The organism is Streptomyces sp. NPDC054887 (assembly GCF_053610585.1).
In genome coordinates this window covers 55407-72531 of sequence record NZ_JBSGYQ010000003.1, presented here as the reverse complement: position 1 = coordinate 72531, position 17125 = coordinate 55407, and the positions used below count along the sequence as shown (strand labels likewise).

The 17125-nt window shown below is 71.3% G+C and carries 18 protein-coding genes and 2 riboswitches; of the genes, 4 read left to right on the top strand and 14 right to left on the bottom strand.

The features are described 5' to 3' along the window. Positions 1-45: 45 nt before the first annotated feature. Positions 46-1170, bottom strand: coding sequence for a tRNA 2-thiouridine(34) synthase MnmA (gene mnmA / locus ACWGH0_RS02745; protein ID WP_453402309.1), 1125 nt, complete (start codon positions 1168-1170; stop codon positions 46-48). 54 nt (positions 1171-1224) lie between these two features. Between mnmA and ACWGH0_RS02740 the strand changes: the two genes are divergently transcribed. Continuing rightward, positions 1225-1893, top strand: a complete 669-nt coding sequence (locus tag ACWGH0_RS02740; protein WP_453402308.1) for an N-acetylmuramoyl-L-alanine amidase — start codon at positions 1225-1227, stop codon at positions 1891-1893. A 38-nt stretch (positions 1894-1931) separates the two neighbouring features. Here ACWGH0_RS02740 and ACWGH0_RS02735 read toward each other — a convergent pair whose 3' ends face one another. From ACWGH0_RS02735 to ACWGH0_RS02725, 3 genes are all read right to left on the bottom strand, one after another. Further along, positions 1932-3101: a cysteine desulfurase family protein gene (locus ACWGH0_RS02735; RefSeq protein ID WP_453402307.1), complete on the bottom strand. Its 1170-nt coding sequence runs from the start codon at positions 3099-3101 to the stop codon at positions 1932-1934. Positions 3102-3179: 78 nt separating this feature from the next. After that, a complete protein-coding gene (locus ACWGH0_RS02730) occupies positions 3180-3452 on the bottom strand; it encodes a DUF4190 domain-containing protein (RefSeq protein WP_453402306.1) in 273 nt (90 codons plus the stop codon). Between the two features lie 7 nt (positions 3453-3459). Continuing rightward, positions 3460-3624, bottom strand: coding sequence for a hypothetical protein (locus ACWGH0_RS02725; protein ID WP_453402305.1), 165 nt, complete (start codon positions 3622-3624; stop codon positions 3460-3462). Positions 3625-3722: 98 nt separating this feature from the next. On the opposite strand from ACWGH0_RS02725, the gene ACWGH0_RS02720 reads away from it, so the two are divergent. Continuing rightward, positions 3723-4349, top strand: a complete 627-nt coding sequence (locus tag ACWGH0_RS02720) for a TetR family transcriptional regulator (RefSeq protein ID WP_453402304.1) — start codon at positions 3723-3725, stop codon at positions 4347-4349. A 67-nt stretch (positions 4350-4416) separates the two neighbouring features. Here ACWGH0_RS02720 and ACWGH0_RS02715 read toward each other — a convergent pair whose 3' ends face one another. The 10 genes from ACWGH0_RS02715 to ACWGH0_RS02670 all read right to left on the bottom strand — a co-directional run bounded on the left by ACWGH0_RS02715 (position 4417) and on the right by ACWGH0_RS02670 (position 15171). Then, entirely contained in the window at positions 4417-5253 is an 837-nt protein-coding gene (locus ACWGH0_RS02715) for a thioesterase family protein (RefSeq protein ID WP_453402303.1), read from the bottom strand. Between the two features lie 37 nt (positions 5254-5290). Beyond that, a complete protein-coding gene (locus tag ACWGH0_RS02710; protein WP_453402302.1) occupies positions 5291-5965 on the bottom strand; it encodes a trimeric intracellular cation channel family protein in 675 nt (224 codons plus the stop codon). A gap of 18 nt (positions 5966-5983) precedes the next feature. Continuing rightward, positions 5984-7051, bottom strand: coding sequence for an ABC transporter ATP-binding protein (locus tag ACWGH0_RS02705; protein WP_453402301.1), 1068 nt, complete (start codon positions 7049-7051; stop codon positions 5984-5986). Positions 7052-7071: 20 nt separating this feature from the next. After that, positions 7072-8172 (bottom strand): ABC transporter ATP-binding protein, encoded by a 1101-nt coding sequence (locus tag ACWGH0_RS02700; RefSeq protein WP_453402300.1) that lies wholly within the window; start codon positions 8170-8172, stop codon positions 7072-7074. Positions 8173-8210: 38 nt separating this feature from the next. Further along, positions 8211-9209, bottom strand: coding sequence for an ABC transporter permease (locus ACWGH0_RS02695; protein WP_453402299.1), 999 nt, complete (start codon positions 9207-9209; stop codon positions 8211-8213). A 116-nt stretch (positions 9210-9325) separates the two neighbouring features. Further along, positions 9326-11101: an ABC transporter substrate-binding protein gene (locus tag ACWGH0_RS02690; protein WP_453402393.1), complete on the bottom strand. Its 1776-nt coding sequence runs from the start codon at positions 11099-11101 to the stop codon at positions 9326-9328. A gap of 112 nt (positions 11102-11213) precedes the next feature. Further along, positions 11214-12212 (bottom strand): ABC transporter permease, encoded by a 999-nt coding sequence (locus tag ACWGH0_RS02685; RefSeq protein ID WP_093798900.1) that lies wholly within the window; start codon positions 12210-12212, stop codon positions 11214-11216. A gap of 420 nt (positions 12213-12632) precedes the next feature. Next, positions 12633-13433 carry an enhanced serine sensitivity protein SseB C-terminal domain-containing protein gene (locus ACWGH0_RS02680; RefSeq protein WP_453402298.1) on the bottom strand — a complete coding sequence of 267 codons (801 nt, stop codon included), beginning with the start codon at positions 13431-13433 and terminating at the stop codon, positions 12633-12635. Positions 13434-13618: 185 nt separating this feature from the next. Beyond that, the gene (locus tag ACWGH0_RS02675) at positions 13619-14392 is read right to left on the bottom strand and encodes an enhanced serine sensitivity protein SseB (RefSeq protein WP_453402297.1); all 774 of its coding nucleotides are present in this window, start codon (positions 14390-14392) and stop codon (positions 13619-13621) included. 68 nt (positions 14393-14460) lie between these two features. Next, positions 14461-15171, bottom strand: a complete 711-nt coding sequence (locus ACWGH0_RS02670) for an AAA family ATPase (protein WP_453402296.1) — start codon at positions 15169-15171, stop codon at positions 14461-14463. Positions 15172-15330: 159 nt separating this feature from the next. Further along, positions 15331-15428, top strand: a riboswitch (glycine riboswitch). Beyond that, positions 15429-15528: riboswitch (glycine riboswitch) on the top strand. 35 nt (positions 15529-15563) lie between these two features. Here ACWGH0_RS02670 and gcvT point away from each other — a divergent pair. Beyond that, positions 15564-16679: a glycine cleavage system aminomethyltransferase GcvT gene (gcvT, locus tag ACWGH0_RS02665; protein ID WP_453402295.1), complete on the top strand. Its 1116-nt coding sequence runs from the start codon at positions 15564-15566 to the stop codon at positions 16677-16679. A gap of 58 nt (positions 16680-16737) precedes the next feature. Then, positions 16738-17118: a glycine cleavage system protein GcvH gene (gene gcvH / locus ACWGH0_RS02660; RefSeq protein WP_453402294.1), complete on the top strand. Its 381-nt coding sequence runs from the start codon at positions 16738-16740 to the stop codon at positions 17116-17118. Positions 17119-17125: the final 7 nt, after the last annotated feature.

The window sequence follows — 17125 nt, the reverse complement described above, 5'->3', positions numbered from 1 at the left end:
CGGCGGACGCCCGCTGATCAGGTGAGCGCGGCGGACGCCCGCGGATCAGGTGAGGGCGGCGGTCGCCCGCGCCGTCGTGGCGATCGTCGCCGAGCCGACCACGCGGGTGCCGTCGTACAGCACGATCGCCTGGCCGGGCGCGACCCCGCGCACCGGCTCCGCGAAGGCGACCCGCAGCTCGCCGTCGACGAGCTCCGCGGTCACCGGCGTCTCGTCGCCGTGCGCGCGCAGCTGCGCCGTGTACGCGCCGCTGCCGGCCGGGGCCGTGCCGCACCAGCGGGGCTTGATGGCGGTCAGGGACGTGACGTCCAGGGCCTCCACCGGGCCCACCGTCACCGTGTTGTTCACCGGCGAGATGTCCAGGACGTAGCGCGGCTTGCCGTCGGGGGCGGGGTGGCCGATGCGCAGTCCCTTGCGCTGGCCGATGGTGAAGCCGAAGGCGCCCTCGTGGGTGCCGACCTTGGTGCCCGACTCGTCGAGGATGTCGCCCTCCGCCTTGCCGCCGAGACGGTCCGCGAGGAAGCCCTGGGTGTCGCCGTCGGCGATGAAGCAGATGTCGTGGCTGTCGGGCTTCTTCGCCACCGCGAGACCCCGGCGCTCGGCCTCGGCGCGGATCTCGTCCTTCGTGGTGACCGTGTCGCCGAGGGGGAACATCGCGTGCGCGAGCTGGCGCTCGTCGAGCACGCCGAGGACGTACGACTGGTCCTTGGCCATGTCGGAGGCGCGGTGCAGCTCCCGGCTGCCGTCCTCGTTCACGACGACGGTCGCGTAGTGGCCGGTGGCCACCGCGTCGAAGCCGAGGGCCAGCGCCTTGTCGAGCAGCGCCGCGAACTTGATCTTCTCGTTGCAGCGCAGGCAGGGGTTCGGGGTGCGCCCGGCCTCGTACTCCGCGACGAAGTCCTCGACGACGTCCTCGCGGAAGCGCTCGGCGAGGTCCCAGACGTAGAAGGGGATGCCGATGACGTCGGCGGCCCGGCGCGCGTCGCGCGAGTCCTCGATCGTGCAGCAGCCGCGCGCACCCGTGCGGAAGGACTGCGGGTTGGCGGACAGGGCGAGGTGCACGCCCGTCACGTCGTGCCCGGCCTCGGCGGCTCGGGCGGCGGCAACGGCGGAGTCGACCCCGCCGGACATGGCGGCGAGGACACGGAGGCGGCGCGGGGTCTCAGTCATAGCTCCACCAGGGTAGACGGAACCACCGACAGGGCCGAAAGCGTTAAAGGGCTCATGGAGCAGAAGAAGGCGGCAGGGGTGAGCAGACGTGCTCTGTTCATCGGGGGCGGCGCGGCCGTCGTGGGCGGTACGGCCGCCGTGTTCGGTGAGGAACTGGCCCGGTTGTGGTGGCTGCTGCCGGGCGTCGACAAGCAGCGCACGGAGGGAGAGGTGGATCACAAGGGGGCGCGGTGGGTCGCCGCCTCGGCCGGCAATCTGCGGACCGCGGACCGGCCGGCCGACTACGGCATCGACCGGATCGTGATCCATGTGACGCAGGGCGACTTCGCGACGGCCGTGCGCGTCTTCAAGGACCCGCTGCACGCGGCCGCCGCGCACTACATCGTGCGGGCCAAGGACGGCCACATCACGCAGATGGCGCGGGAACTGGACGTGGCGTACCACGCGGGAAACCGCTCGTACAACGAACGCAGCGTCGGCATCGAGCACGAGGGCTTCGTCGACCGGCCGGAGGACTTCACGGACGTCATGTACCGCTCGTCGGCGCGGCTGGCCGCCGGGATCTGCCGGCGGTACGGGATACCCGCCGACCGGAAGCACATCATCGGCCACGTCGAGGTGCCGGGCACCGACCACACGGACCCCGGCCCGCACTGGGACTGGGAGCGCTACATCCGCCTGGTCCGCGCGGAGCTGGCTAACGGGCCGGCGGCCGGCGCGTAGGCGCTCGGCGGCTCAGGTGAGCCCCGCCGTGCGCGGGCTCAGGTGAGCCCCGCCGTGCGCGCACGCTCCACCGCGGGGCCGATCGCCCGCGCCACCGCCGCCACGTCCTCGGCGGTCGAGGTGTGCCCGAGCGAGAACCGCAGGGTGCCGCGCGCCAGGTCGGGGTCGGTCCCGGTGGCGAGCAGGACGTGGCTCGGCTGGGCGACTCCGGCCGTGCAGGCGGAGCCGGTGGAGCACTCGATGCCCTGCGCGTCGAGCAGCAGGAGCAGGGAGTCGCCCTCACAGCCGGGGAAGGTGAAGTGGGCGTTGGCCGGCAGCCGGCCGGCCGGGGACGGGTCGCCGCCGAGGACCGCCGTGGGCACGGCCGCGCGGACGGCGTCCACCAGGGTGTCGCGCAGCCCGCCGATCTCGCGCGCGAACCACTCGCGCCGCTCGGCCGCGATGCGTCCCGCCACCGCGAAGGCGGCGACGGCGGGGACGTCGAGCGTCCCCGAGCGCACGTGCCGCTCCTGGCCGCCGCCGTGCAGGACGGGAACGGGGCTGTACTCGCGGCCGAGAAGCAGCGCGCCGATGCCGTACGGGCCGCCGATCTTGTGCCCGGAGACGGTCATCGCGGCGAGCCCGGAGGCGGCGAAGTCCACGTCGAGCTGTCCGTACGCCTGCACCGCGTCGGCGTGCAGCGGTACGCCGAACCCGGCCGCCGCTTCGGCGAGTTCACGGACCGGCATGACGGTGCCGATCTCGTTGTTGGCCCACATGACGGTGGCCAGGGCGACGTCCGACGGGTCCCGCTCGATCGCCTCGCGCAGCGACTCCGGGGACACCCTGCCGTACGCGTCGACCGGCAGGTACTCGACGGTCGCGCCCTCGTGCTCGCCCAGCCAGTGGACGGCGTCCAGCACCGCGTGGTGTTCGACGGGACTGGCCAGGACGCGGGTTCTGCGCGGGTCGGCGGCGCGCCGCGCCCAGTACAGGCCCTTCACGGCGAGGTTGTCCGCCTCGGTGCCGCCGGCGGTGAAGACCACCTCGCTCGGGCGGGCGCCGAGGGACTCGGCGAGCGTCTCGCGGGCCTCCTCGACGGTGCGCCGCGCCCGGCGGCCGGCGGCGTGCAGGGACGACGCGTTGCCGGTGACGGCGAGCTGGGCGGTCATCGCCCCGACCGCTTCCGGAAGCATCGGGGTGGTCGCGGCGTGGTCGAGGTAAGCCATGGTGCACTCGATTCTACGAGCCCGCGGCCCGCTCCCCCGCCGCGCCCCTCGCCCGCGCCGCCCCGCCGCGGCGCCGGGTCAGCCGCCGAAGGTCCAGGACACGGTGCCGTCGGCGGACGCCAGTACGGCGAGGACCACCAGGTCGGCCACCCCCAGACCCAGGCCGAGCAGCGCCCTGCCCCGGCGTTCGGTGCCCCGCCACAGGGCCAGGGACGCGAGGACGATCGAGACGGGGCCGAGGAAGATGTTGAGGACGAGCAGCCCGACGAGGCCGAGGACGAACGAGGCGACGGCCATGCCGTCGGGGTCCCGCGTCCCGGTCGCCCGGCGGGCGGATGCGGTCAACTCCATGGCGCGTTCAGCTCCTTCGGGTCGTGCGTCGCGAGTGGCGCTCACGGGCGGCGAAGACGAGGAGCCAGGCACCGATGAACGCGGCGGCGACGAGGGACACCTGGGCCGGCACATGCGCCACCGAGCCCATCAGCACCCCCAGCAACAGCAGAGCCGCTACGAGGACGAACATGTGAACCCCTCCTGGGAGTACGACTGTTCACTGACTACTCAGTCTAAGGTTCCCCCGGACGGTTCCCGCAACCGGAGAACAGTTGTTTACTGAATGTCATGAGTCACACCGTCGGCGTCCGCCGGGCGCAGAAGGAGAAGACCCGCCAGGCCCTCATGGGGGCGGCGCTCGGCCTGTTGGAGGAGCAGAGTCTGAGCAGTCTCGGCCTGCGCGAGGTCACGCGCGCGGCCGGCGTCGCGCCCACCGCGTTCTACCGCCACTTCCGGGACACGGCGGATCTGGGCGTGGCACTCGTCGAGGAGGCGCTCGGCGGACTGCACGCGGTGATCCGCGCGACGCTTGCGGCGACCGGCGACAGCGCGGTGCGCATCGACGCGGCGGTGGGCCTCGTCGCCGGCCACGTCCGGGCGTACCCCGCCCACGTCCGCTTCGTCACGCGTGAGCGGCACGGCGGCGTGGAGCGGGTGCGCGAGGCGATCGGCGGGCAACTCGCCCTGTTCGCGGACGAGGTGACGGCCTGGCTCGCCACGCAGCGGGACTGCACGGAATGGAGCGAGGACGACCGGCGGATGCTCGCGCACGTCTACGTGGACCACATGGTGATGACCGCGTCCGCGTTTCTGGAGGCGGAGCCGTACGGCGGGGAACGCGTCGCGGCCGCCGCCTCCCTCGCCCGCCGCCAACTGCGGCTGATCGGCCTGGGCCGCCGCCACTGGCTGGACTGAGCCGGACCGGGCGGGAACGGGCGGACCCGTCGGTCCGCGGCGCCCGGCCGGCGGCCGAAGCCCCGGGTCAGTCGCGCGGCGCCCGTGCCAGCTGCCGGGACTGGGCGACGAGCCGGTCCGCGCTGTCCCAGACCTCCGCGTCCTCCTCCAGGAAGCCGCCCGCCAGGTTGCGGGTGGTGATGGAGACGCGCAGCGGGCCCGGGGCCGGCCGGCAGCGGACGTGGGTGGTGAGCTCGACGGTCGGAGTCCACCCCTTCAGGCCCAGCTCGAACGAGGTCGGCGGCAGCGCGTCGACCGTGAGCAGCAGCGACAGCGGGTCGGGGTCACGGCCGTCGGCGAGGCCGAACCAGCCGCGCATCTCGCCCTTGCCGGAGGGTGCGCCCACGGCCCAGCCGACGGTCGCGGGGTCGAGCCGGATGGCGAGCCGCTCGGTGATGGCCGAGCTGCCCGGGATGGCGGCGGGCCCGGCCTCGGGCCCCAGGCACTGCTCGTAGGCGGGCATGACCGGCGGCTTCGCCGTCGTGCGGACGTCGTCGGGCAGGGCGTCGAGGTCGCCGTAGGAGGCGATGACACGGATCCGCTCGACCTCGGTGCCGTCGTCGGCGTACTGGAAGAGGGACGCCTGGCCGGTGGAGAGGGTACGTCCGGTGCGCACGGTCTGCGTGCGCACGACCGCCTTGCCGGGCACGGAGGGCGTCAGGTAGTGCGCCGAGACCGTGAACGGGTCGGGGTGCGGCAGGGCGTCGCCGAGCGCCCGGCCGAGCAGGGCGAGGAGGTAGCCGCCGTTGACGGCGTGGATGATCGTCCAGCCCGCGGAGAGCTCCGCGTCGTAGACGCCCGGTTCGCGCGGGGAGATCGCGGTGTCGCGGTCGAACTCGCTGTCCCCGATGGATGCCTGTGCCATGGCATGCACGGTACACCGGCACATTACTAAGCGGTAGCTAAGAGGTGGCCTCGGATTTCTCCTCCGCCTTGGCCGAGCTGCGGTGCCAGGCGCGCGGCGCGCGCCAGTGGTAGCGCATCGCCAGCAGCCGCAGCAGGAAGGCGGTCAGCACGGCGATGCCGCTGGTCAGCGCGTTCAGCGCGTCGAAGCGGATGCACAGCGCCACCATGGCGGCGCCGACCATCGCGGGGACGGCGTACAGGTCGCGGTCCCAGCGCAGCAGCGAGGGCACCTCGTTGGCGAGGACGTCCCGCAGTACGCCGCCGCCGACCGCCGTGGCGAGGCCCAGGGCGGCCGACGCGGTCAGGCCCAGCCCGTAGTCGTACGCCTTGGTCGTGCCCGTGACGCAGAAGAGCCCGAGCCCCGCCGCGTCGAAGGCGTTGACCGCGCCCTGGATCCGCTCGACCTCGGGGTGCAGGAAGAAGACCAGGGCGGCCGCCACCAGCGGCATGGTGAAGTAACCCAGGTCGGTGAACGCGGCCGGCGGCACCGCGCCGATGATCAGGTCGCGCAGCAGCCCCCCGCCCAGCGCGGTGACCTCGGCAAGCACCGCCATGCCGAAGACGTCGAAGTTCTTGCGGACGGCGAGCAGGGCGCCGGAGATCGCGAAGACGAAGATCCCGACGAGGTCGAGCGCATGCTGGACGGAGGGCGTGAAGAGTTCCTGGAACACCGGGCAATTGTGCCGGTACTAATCCCTGCCGGCGCTCCCCGCGCCCGCGGACCCCGGCTCCGGCGCCTGGTCGGGCGCGTTCTCCGGGTGGTGGCAGGCCACCTGGTGGCCCGTCTTGAGCGTGGTCAGCACCGGCTCGCGCGTCTTGCAGATCTCCGTCGCCTTCCAGCACCGCGTGTGGAAGCGGCAGCCCGGGGGCGGCGAGATCGGCGAGGGCACGTCACCCTTGAGCAGGATCCGCTCGCGCTTGTGCTTGCTGCGCGGGTCGGGCACCGGGACGGCCGACAGGAGCGCCTTGGAGTACGGGTGCATGGGCGACTCGTACAGCGCCTTGCGGTCCGCCAGCTCGACGATCTTGCCGAGGTACATCACGGCGATGCGGTCCGAGACGTGCCGGATGACCGAGAGGTCGTGCGCGATGATCACGTAGGTGAGCCCGAGCTCGTCCTGGAGGTCGTCGAGCAGGTTCACCACCTGCGCCTGGATCGACACGTCCAGCGCCGACACCGGCTCGTCGGCGACGACCAGCTTCGGCTTGAGCGCGAGCGCCCGGGCGATGCCGATGCGCTGGCGCTGGCCGCCGGAGAACTCGTGCGGATAGCGGTTGTAGTGCTCGGGGTTGAGGCCCACGAGCTCCAGCAGCCGCTGGACCTCCCGCTTCACACCGCCCTCGGGCGTGATGTTCTGGAGCTTGAAGGGCGCGCTGATGATCGTGCCGACCGTGTGGCGCGGGTTAAGCGAGGAGTACGGGTCCTGGAAGATCATCTGCACGTCACGGCGCAGCGGACGCATCCGGGCGGTGCCCAGGTGGGTGATGTCCTGGCCCTCGAACTCGATCTTCCCGCTGGTGGGCTCCAGCAGCCGGGTGATCAGCCGGCCCATGGTCGACTTTCCGCACCCCGACTCGCCCACCACGCCGAGGGTCTCCCCCGGGCGCACGTCGAAGTCGAGGCCGTCGACGGCCTGGACCGCGCCGACCTGGCGCTGGAGCACGCCCTTCTTGATGGGGAAGTGCTTCACCAGGCCGCTGACCCTGAGCAGGGGCTCGGTCGACGGCGAAGAGGACGCCTGCTCCGGGATCGTCACTTCGGGATCCTTCGTCTCGCTCACAGCTTCGGCGCAATCTCTTCGGTCCAGATCCGCGTCCGGTCCTCGGCCGCCATGTGGCAGGCCGAGTAGTGCCGGTCGGCTTCCTGTCCGGGCAGCACCTTGAGTTCCGGCCGCTCGGTACGGGTGATCCCGCCCTTGGGCACGTCCGCGTAGGGGCAGCGCGGGTGGAAGGCGCAGCCGCTCGGGATGTTGATCAGGCTGGGCGGGGAGCCCTTGACCGGGATGAGGCGGTCGGTCTGGTCGCGGTCGATGCGCGGCATCGAACCCAGCAGGCCCCAGGTGTACGGGTGCTGCGGCTCGTAGAAGACCTTCTCCGCCGGGCCGCGCTCGACGCACCGGCCGCCGTACATCACGAGGATGTCGTCGGCCAGTTCGGCGACGACGCCCAGGTCGTGGGTGATGACGATGACGGCCGAGCCGAACTCCTTCTGCAGATCGCGGATCAGGTCCAGGATCTGCGCCTGGACGGTGACGTCCAGGGCGGTGGTCGGCTCGTCCGCGATGAGCAGCTCGGGGTTGTTGACGAGCGCCATCGCGATCATCGCGCGCTGGCGCATGCCGCCCGAGAACTCGTGCGGGTAGCCGTCGAACCGCTTGTCGGGCTGCGGGATGCCGACCCGGTCGAGCAGTTCGATCGCGCGCTTCTTCGCGGTCTTCTTGTCGACCTTGTTGTGGATGCGGTACGCCTCCACGATCTGGTGGCCGATCGTGTAGTACGGGTGCAGCGCGGACAGCGGGTCCTGGAAGATCATCGAGATCTCCCGGCCGCGCAGCTTGCGTACGTCGTCGGGGTCGGCCGACAGCAGCTCCTTGCCGTCCAGCCAGATCTCGCCGGAGATCTGCGCCTTGCGCCGGCCGTACTGGCCCACGGTGTGCAGGCCCATGATGCCGAGCGAGGTCACCGACTTGCCGGAGCCGGACTCGCCCACGATGCCGAGGGTCTTGCCCTTCTCCAGCTGGAAGGACAGCCCGTCCACCGACTTCACGAGGCCGTCGTCGGTGGGGAAGTGCACCTTGAGGTCGCGCACGTCGAGGAAGGCGTCCGTCCGCGCGGACCCGGAGCGTACGGGCTCGCCGACCGCACCGGTCTTCGTCAAGGGGGCTCCGGGGACCTCTCCCGGGACGGGCACAGTGGTCACGAGAGCCTCACTCGGGGGTCGATCACGGAGTACAGGATGTCCACGACGAGGTTCGCGAGCACGACGGCCGCGGCGGCGACGAGTGTGACACCCAGGATGAGCGGAAGGTCGAAGTCGCCGATCGCCTTGACCGCCGCCTGGCCGAGGCCGGGGAGGCTGAAGGCGGTCTCGGTGAGGATCGCGCCGCCGACGAGGGCGCCGAGGTCCATGCCGAGGATGGTGAGGATCGGCGTCATCGTGGAACGCAGGGCGTGCTTGCCCACGACGACCGGTTCGCTCAGGCCCTTGGCGCGGGCGGTGCGGATGTAGTCCTCGCCCAGGACCTCCAGCATGGTGGCGCGGGTGAGGCGGGCGTACATCGCGGCGTACAGGAAGGCGAGGGTCACCCACGGGAGCACCAGGCCGCTGAACCAGCCGAGCGGGTCCTGCGCGATGTCCACGTACTCGGCGTCGAACCAGCCGAGCTGGGTGCGGAAGATCGCCAGGGAGAGCAGCGCGGTGAAGTAGATCGGCAGCGAGACGCCGGCGAGGGCGATGGTCATCGCCGTGCGGTCGATGGCCGTACCCCGCTTGAGCGCGGAGATGATGCCGGTCGTGACACCGACGACGACCCACAGCACGCACGCGCCGGCCGCCAGGGACAGCGTCACGGGGAGCCGCTCGGTGAGGACGGGCCAGATCTCCTGCTCCGTACGGAAGGAGTAGCCGAAGCAGGGGGCGTCGCAGTGGAACGACGAACCGCCGCCGGTGTAGTCGCGGCCGACGAACAGTCCGCTGACGAAGTTCCAGAACTGCACCAGGATCGGATCGCCGAGGCCGAGCTTCTCCCGGATGCCTTCGATCGCCCCTGGGTCCGCCTGCTTGCCGATGAACATCGCGGCGGGGTCGCTGCCGGTCAGTTTCGGGATCACGTAGAAGATGCCGAAGGTCACGAGAGTGACCACGAGCAGCATCACGACGACGGCGGTCAGCCGCCTGATGAGGTATGCGAGCACTACGGTCGGCCCGGCGGCGGCCCGGGAGTCCGGTGAGGGACTCCCAGGCCGCCGCACGCGGCCATCACCTGCCCTTCGGGCTTAGCGGCGGGTGTGCCGGCGGAGCGAACGGACGGTCACTTGACGCCGAGGGAGGCGTAGTCGTAGCGGCCGTTGTAGGAGTCGGCCGTGTAGACGTTGGTCAGCCGCGAGCTGCGCCAGATCACGTTCTTCTCGAAGGTGAAGGGCAGGTAGACCGCGTGCTCGGAGACCTTCTCGTTGATCTGCTTGTAGAACTCGGCGGCCTTGTCGGGGTCCGTCTCCAGCATCGCCTTGTCGAACAGGCCGTCGATCGACTTGTCCTTCAGCATCGAGAAGTTGTTGTTGCCGCTGTCGAGGATGAAGCGGCTGTCGACGAGCGGCTGCGAGAAGCCCTGGCCGCTCGGGAAGTCGGCGCCCCAGCCCATGATGATGATGCCGTAGTTCTTCTTCTCGACGTTCTTGGGAGCGCCGATGATGCCGGAGGTCTGCGCACCGTCGTACTGGTCGATCTGCACCTTGATGCCGACCTTCGCCAGCGACGCCTGCATCGACTCGGCGGTGGCGATCTCCTGCGGCTTGTTGTTGCGGACCGCGATGGTGGTCTCGAAGCCGTTCGGCTTGCCGCAGGCCTTGAGCTCCTCCTTGGCCTTGGCGACGTTGCCCGTGGTGTCCTTGAGGACGTTGTACGGGTCGTACTTCGCGTCCGAGCCCTTGATGCTCGGCGGCAGCATGTTGGTGGCGATGTCGCCGCCCGCCATGGGGCCGCCGCGCGCGGTCTGGAGCGACTTGTGGTCGGAGGCGTGGATGACCGCCTTGCGGCAGTGGATGTTGTCCATCGGCTTGACCGTCTGCGGGAAGACCGCGTACCGGATGAAGCCGGTCTGCGGGTTGTCGACGTTCGCCTTGTGGTCGCGCAGCGCCTTCGTACGGCCGGCCGGGCTGATGCCGGTCGCGTTGACGTCGAGGTCGTAGTCGCCCTCGATCAGGCGGTTGTCCATGTCGTCGGCGTTGGTGATGAGCTTGAGCGAGACCTTGTCCGGCAGCGCCTTGCGGACGGTGTCGGTCTCCCGCTTCCAGTTGGGGTTGCGGCTCAGCTCCATGCCCTTGTTGGGCGTGTAGGAGTCGATCTTGTACGGGCCGTTGGAGAAGGGCTTCAGGCCGTACTTCTCGGCCGTGTCCTTGTCCTGGCGGACCGGCGTGGCGGCCGGCATGGCCAGCATCTGGAGGAAGTCGCCGTTGGGCTTGGGCAGCTTGAAGACGATGGTCTTGTCGTCCGGCGTCTCGATGGCCTTCAGGCCCAGCTTGTCGGCCGACTTGTCCTTGTACGGACCCTTGTACTCCTTCTTCGGGTCGAGGACCTGCTGAAGGTAGATCGGGCCGCCGGAGATCTTGTCCTGGGCCCAGATGCGCTCGATGCCGTACTTGATGTCCTTGGAGGTGACGGGCTTGCCGTCCTCCCAGGCCAGTCCGTCCTTCAGCGTGAAGGTGTAGGTCTTCTTGTCCGCCGAGACCTGGCCGGTGTCGGTCGCCATGTCGGCGACGAGCTCGGTGGACTCGGTGCCCGCGACCGGCTTGAAGGTGATCAGCTGGCGCGTGTAGTAGCGGGCGAAGTCCCACATGAAGCCGTAGTAACCGCGCTGCGGGTCCCAGGAGTCGGAGTCCTGCGTACCGATGAACTTGATCGTGCCGCCCTTCTTGTCCGAAGGGTTCGCGATCTTGCCGACGGCCGCGTTGAAGCCGGGTGCCTTGCCCTTGCCGTCGGACTCGTCCTTGCCGCCGCCACCGCAGGCCGTGGTTCCGACGAGCGCGGCGACGACGAGCGCCGCGCCTGCGGCGAGCCGTCGCCTGGAAGAACTGTTGGCTGTCACGATCAGCAACCTCCGTAAGTGTGCCGGTCCCTCGCGGGACCGACGGTTTGGGTGGCCTCCTGACACATCGGCAGGGGCGGCGCGGGGGGAACGTGGGGTGGTGCGGGACGAACGGTCAGCGGGAGCCCTTCGGGTCCAGCGCGTCACGCACGCCGTCCCCGAAGAGGTTGAAGGCCAGGACCGTGACGAAGATGGCCACGCCGGGCGCGATCATGAACATCGGGTCCGCCTCGTAGTACTCCTTGGCCTTGGAGAGCATCTGGCCCCAGGAGGCGGTGGGCGGCTTGACTCCGGCGCCCAGGAAGCTGAGGGCGGCCTCGCTCAGGACGTTGGTCGGGATCATCAGCGTCGTGTAGACGGTGATCGGCGCGACCAGGTTGGGCAGCAGCTCCTTGAACAGGATGTACGTCCGGCCCGCGCCGAGGCTGCGAGCCGCCTCGACGTACTCGCGCTCCCGCAGGGAGAGCGTCTGGCCCCGGACGATCCGGCCGACGTACGGCCACCCGAAGAAGCCGATGACCACGATGAGCGCGCCGATGCGCACACCGGAACCGCTGAACCCCCAGAGGGAGTTGGGCAGTACCGAGACCAGCGCGATGATGAAGAGGAGCTGCGGGAAGGCCAGCAGTACGTCCATCACACGGCTGATCGCCGCGTCGACCCAGCCGCCGAAGTAGCCGGCGATGATCCCGAAGACCGTGCCGAGCGCGACGGCGAAGAGGGCCGCGAGGAAGGCGACCAGCAGCGAGATCCGGGCTCCGTAGACGAGGCGGCTGAACACGTCGCGGCCGTTGACCGGTTCGACTCCCAGCAGGAAGTCGGAGCTCATGCCGCCCCAGCTGCCGATCGGCGTGCCGAACAGCGGGTCGATCTTGTCCTCGTGGAAGTCGTTCGGCGGGTGGCCGAACGCGCTGACGATCAAGGGCGCGAAGACCGCGACCAGGATCAGGAACAACACGACGACGCCGCCGGCCAGCGCGACCTTGTCGCGCTTCAGACGCACCCATGCGATCTTCCAGGGCGAGCGGCCTTCGATGGCTTTCGCCGGAACATCGGCCGCGACGTCAACGGCCGCGGTCTCTGCCGCGCTCGTGTCGTGCAGTGGTGCCGTCATCGTGGTGGGGACCCCTCTCGGCTCGGCCGACGGGTGGTCGGCCCGCGCCTGCCGCTGTAGCGGCTTGTTCGCATCGCAGGTGCAAGTGGTGCGGAAACGTGCAGAAGGTGCTCGGACAAACGCAGTTGACATCACGGGGAAGCGGGTCGCACACAGGACCGACGTTCCTTGTTGCGGGAGTCTTCAATGAGCGCGCGATCACCCGCCAGACCTGGCGGGCAATGGATGCGCAACCGTGATGTGGCCTGTGGTCTTCCGTTATGCGGACGCCGCGATCGGCTCAGCGGATCAGAAGCGGTCGATTGCACCAGACCGGACATGCCGCCCAACGGCCTTCATGCGCCGCTAAATTGGGCCGTGGCGGCCGTGGCGGGCCATGGCCGGCCGCGGGGGCCGTGGCGACCGTGAGGGAGGAGCGTCTCAGTAGGCGCGCGGCGCCGGGTAGCCGTAGCCGCCCTGCGGGGCGGTGGCGGGGGCGGCGGGCGCGTGGGCCTCGCGGTCGTAGAACGGGCGGGCGTTGGCGCGCAGCCACATGGACACGGGGTCGTACTCGTCGGACATCGCGACGGTGGACACCGGCAGCCCTTCGGGAACCACGCCGATCGACTGCTGCATCATCGCGCGCACGGAGTCCACGGACTGCTGGCCCGTGTCGTAGAGATCGAGCCCGATGGCCAGGTACGGCGCCCCGAGCGCCGGCTGCACCCAGGCGCGGCGCAGCGCGCGGACTGCCGGCGTCCGGTGGGCGTTCTGGGTCAGCAGGGCGTAGAACTGCGGGATCTCGACGGCCGGTTCGGAAAGCCGCAGCGGTCCCGCCGGCATCCGGTCGAGTCCGGTCGCGATGCGCCGCAGGTCGAGCCAGGGGATGCCGACGCCGCCGCCGGGGGCGTGCGGGTTGAGCCAGATGCCCCAGCGGTCGGGGAACAGCGCCCGGGCGACGTCGCGGGCGGGCACCACCTCGTACGCCCGGCTCCAGCCGCTCGCGGCCAGCTCCTGGGCGGAAGTGACGCACGGCGCGTAACCGAGGCCGTCGACGTCCATGTTCCCGTACTGGGCGTCCGGCGACCCGGCCTGACCGTGCCACAGCAGCATCCACAACTCGCCGCCCGCCGGATCCGCGAGGGCGCGCAGGAGCGCCTCGTACGCGTCGTAACGCCCGGGTGTCACCTGGCGCAGCATGTGCTCGACCTGCCCGGCCGCCGCAGTGCCTGACGCGCTCACCCTGGGTCCCGCCCCTCTTCGATCCACCGTGTCGGTTGTCGACCAAGCTTAAGCGGCACCACCGGCGCGGAGCACGGGTCGGGCGGGGATCGGGCGGCGGTGTGCGCCCGCCGGCGGCCGGGCACGCCCGTGCGAGCCGGGTCCGGCGCCCGGAGCCGGGCCGGTGCGCGCCGGGCGTCCGGGCGTCAGGCGCGGGTGTAGAAGGGCCGGACCTTCTCCAGCATCCACGCGGCGACCGGGTCCTGTGCCACGTCCAGCAGGACCAGGTTGACCTCCCACGGCACCTGGACGCGGCCGAGCGCCCGGCCCAGCGCGTCCATCGGGGCGTTGCGGTCGGCGCCCTCCCAGGCGGACAGCTGTACGCCGACGAAGAGCGTCGCGGGGCCGCCCTCGACGCTGGCCAGGGCGCGGCGGGCGGTCAGCACCACACCGCTCTCCTGGAACTCCCCGGCGGCGGCGGACAGGAAGTCGACCGGCTCCTCCTGCCAGTCCGGCTCGAAGAGCCGGACCCGGCCGCCACTGGCCGGCCCGTCCAGCGGGGTACGGCCGGCCCGGCAGAGCTCGGCCACGGCGGCGGGCGGCAGCGGCACGCCGACCGCGCCGTCCGGGTTCACCGCGATGCCGAGCTGCGGGGGCAGCCCCCGGGCGAACTCCCGGGCGGGCGCCACGGTGAAGGACATGTGGGGTCCCGCGCAGTGGCGGAGCTGCTCCTCGGAGCTGTAGACGGGCACGTACGCCTCGCCGTGGATCAGCACGGTCGGCAGGTCGAGGTTCGGGGAGTCGGGCCCGCCGCCGGAGGGCAGCGGCACCCACACCTGGCTGCGCCCGAGCACCTCGACTATGCGGCCGCCCGCGGCGGGGTTGCCGAGCGAGGCGCCCAGCACCTCTTCGAGCTCGTTGCCGGGCCAGCCGCTGCCGCCGTGCGGGTGGGCCGCTACCGGGAAGTCTGGGTAATCCACGGCACGACTTTAACGCGACGCGCCCGTCGTCCCCCGGGCTCCCCCGGGCTCCCCCGGGCCCCCGGCCGTCAGCCGCCGCAGGGGCCGCCGGCCGCCGGGGCGAGGAAGTCGATGACCTTCAGCGCGCCCGCCGCGTCCCGGTCGAGCAGGACCGCCGACGCGCAGCCCGCGGGCAGCCGGCCCGCCTCCGCGTCGCGCACCAGCCGGCCCACCGCCCGCCGGTGCCGGGCGAAGGCGTAACCGGAGACCCCGCGGCCGCGCTCCTGCTGGCCGGCCCGCGCCACGTCCGCCGTCACGTCCAGGAGCACCAGGTGCAGCGCGACGCCCCGGCGGCGGGCGTCGCGCGCCAGCCACCGCCGCACCCAGGTCTGCGTACCGCAGTCGTGCACCACGACGCCCTCGCCCGAGTGCAGCGCGCGCCACAGCCCGGCGTAGTGCGCCGCGCGCACCAGCGGCCGGTAGAGCGCGTACGGCAGCAGGCGGGGCATCAGCGCCTCCCAGCGCTCCCGCGCGTCCTGCGAGTCGATCCGGTGCGCCGCCGTGCTCGCCGTACGCCGGATCAGAGTGCTCTTGCCGCTGCCCGGCAGGCCGGACACCACCACCGTGTCACCGGCCGCGAAGGACAGCGCCCGCGGGCCGCGCCCCCCGCGCTCGCGCAGGTCGCGGACGACGGGTGCCGGCCGGCGGGCGGCCCGCACCGGCACACCCTGCTGGGCGGGCACCGCGCGGTGCGCGGTCCCCGCGGTCGTCGCGTACACACCGGGCTGCTGCAACGTCATCGTCTTCCCCCTGTCGGGTGTCCCCCACCCTCCCCCACCCTTGCCCACAAAGTGTAAAGAAAAGGTAATGCGCCACAAGTCCATTTCAGGATCCGCCCAGGTGCTGTCGGGCCGCCGCCCGCGTGCAATGATGTGCGCGCCAACTCCATACCGGCCGCTTGAACCCGCGCGGGAGAGTCCGAAGCACTGTGTGCCGAGGACGCCGAAGGAGCAAGTTCCTCCCTTGAATCTCTCAGGCCCCGTACCGCGCGGGCGAGGCAGATCTGAAAAGCGAGCCGCTTCGCCGCGGCTCCACCCAAGGTGCAAGCCGGGACTCTCCCGGTGAACCTCTCAGGTTCCGATGACAGATGGGGAGGATCGTCCTCGCCTGTCATGCCCTGGGAGTCCCGCACATGAGCAATGTCCCCCGTCACACCGCCCTCGACGCCACTCATCGTGCGCTGGGCGCGACCATGACCGACTTCGCGGGCTGGGACATGCCGCTGCGGTACGCCAGCGAGCGCGACGAGCACAACGCCGTCCGCACCCGCGCCGGCCTCTTCGACCTCTCCCACATGGGCGAGATCACCGTCACCGGCCCGCAGGCCGTGAACGCCCTCGACTACGCCCTCGTGGGGAACATCGGCACCATCGGCCTCGGCCGCGCCCGGTACACGATGATCTGCCAGGAGGACGGCGGGATCGTCGACGACCTGATCGTCTACCGCCTGGGCGAGACCGAGTACATGGTGGTCGCCAATGCCGGTAACGCCCAGGTCGTCCTCGACGCGATCACCGAGCGCGCCGCCGGCTTCGACGCCGTGGTACGGGACGACCGCGACGCGTACGCCCTGATCGCCGTCCAGGGCCCCGAGTCCCCCGGCATCCTCAAGTCGGTCACCGACGCCGACCTGGACGGGCTGAAGTACTACGCCGGCCTGCCCGGCACCGTCGCCGGCGTCCCGGCGCTCATCGCCCGTACCGGCTACACCGGCGAGGACGGCTTCGAGCTGTTCGTGGAGCCGCGGCACGCCGAGACGCTGTGGCAGGCGCTGACCGAGGCGGGCAAGGACGCCGGCCTGGTCCCGGCCGGCCTCTCCTGCCGCGACACCCTGCGCCTGGAGGCGGGCATGCCGCTGTACGGGCACGAGCTGACCACGGCGCTGACGCCGTTCGACGCGGGTCTTGGCCGGGTCGTGAAGTTCGAGAAGGAGGGCGACTTCGTCGGCCGCGCCGCGCTTCTGGTCGCCGCCGAGCGCGCCGAGACCGCCCCGCCGCGCAAGCTGGTCGGCCTGGTCGCCGAGGGCCGCCGCGTCCCGCGCGCCGGTTTCCCCGTGGTCGCAGGCGGCGAGGTGATCGGCGAGGTCACCTCCGGGGCCCCCTCCCCCACGCTGGGCAGGCCGATCGCCATGGCGTACGTCGACGCCGCGCACGCTGCGCCGGGCACCTCCGGTGTCGGCGTCGACATCCGCGGTACGCATGAGCCGTACGAGGTCGTCGCGCTGCCGTTCTACAAGCGCCAGAAGTGACCCCCCGCACAACCGCCCCGTTCACCACCACTGCCCCGCGTACAGGAGAATTCAGGTCATGAGCAACCCCCAGCAGCTGCGTTACAGCAAGGAGCACGAGTGGCTGTCGACCGCCGAGGACGGCGTGGCGACGGTCGGCATCACGGAGTTCGCGGCCAACGCGCTCGGTGACGTCGTGTACGCACAGCTCCCGGACGTCGGCGACACGGTGAGCGCGGGCGAGTCCTGTGGCGAGCTGGAGTCGACCAAGTCGGTCAGCGACCTGTACTCCCCGGTGACCGGCGAGGTCGTCGAGGCGAACCAGGACGTCGTCGACGACCCGTCGCTGGTGAACTCCGCCCCCTTCGAGGGCGGCTGGCTCTTCAAGGTGCGCGTCACGGACGAGCCGGGCGACCTGCTCTCCGCCGACGAGTACGACGCCTTCTCCTCCGGCAACTAAGACCTCG

Bases quoted from the DNA above. Each gene is read 5' to 3' on its own strand.
- ACWGH0_RS02670 (WP_453402296.1), bottom strand. From the start codon at position 15,171: ATGACGTTGCAGCAGCCCGGTGTGTACGCGACGACCGCGGGGACCGCG.
- ACWGH0_RS02720 (WP_453402304.1), top strand. From the start codon at position 3,723: ATGAGTCACACCGTCGGCGTCCGCCGGGCGCAGAAGGAGAAGACCCGC.
- gcvT (WP_453402295.1), top strand. From the start codon at position 15,564: ATGAGCAATGTCCCCCGTCACACCGCCCTCGACGCCACTCATCGTGCG.
- ACWGH0_RS02725 (WP_453402305.1), bottom strand. From the start codon at position 3,624: ATGTTCGTCCTCGTAGCGGCTCTGCTGTTGCTGGGGGTGCTGATGGGC.
- mnmA (WP_453402309.1), bottom strand. From the start codon at position 1,170: ATGACTGAGACCCCGCGCCGCCTCCGTGTCCTCGCCGCCATGTCCGGC.
- ACWGH0_RS02685 (WP_093798900.1), bottom strand. From the start codon at position 12,212: ATGACGGCACCACTGCACGACACGAGCGCGGCAGAGACCGCGGCCGTT.
- ACWGH0_RS02740 (WP_453402308.1), top strand. From the start codon at position 1,225: ATGGAGCAGAAGAAGGCGGCAGGGGTGAGCAGACGTGCTCTGTTCATC.
- ACWGH0_RS02735 (WP_453402307.1), bottom strand. From the start codon at position 3,101: ATGGCTTACCTCGACCACGCCGCGACCACCCCGATGCTTCCGGAAGCG.
- ACWGH0_RS02730 (WP_453402306.1), bottom strand. From the start codon at position 3,452: ATGGAGTTGACCGCATCCGCCCGCCGGGCGACCGGGACGCGGGACCCC.
- ACWGH0_RS02715 (WP_453402303.1), bottom strand. From the start codon at position 5,253: ATGGCACAGGCATCCATCGGGGACAGCGAGTTCGACCGCGACACCGCG.
- gcvH (WP_453402294.1), top strand. From the start codon at position 16,738: ATGAGCAACCCCCAGCAGCTGCGTTACAGCAAGGAGCACGAGTGGCTG.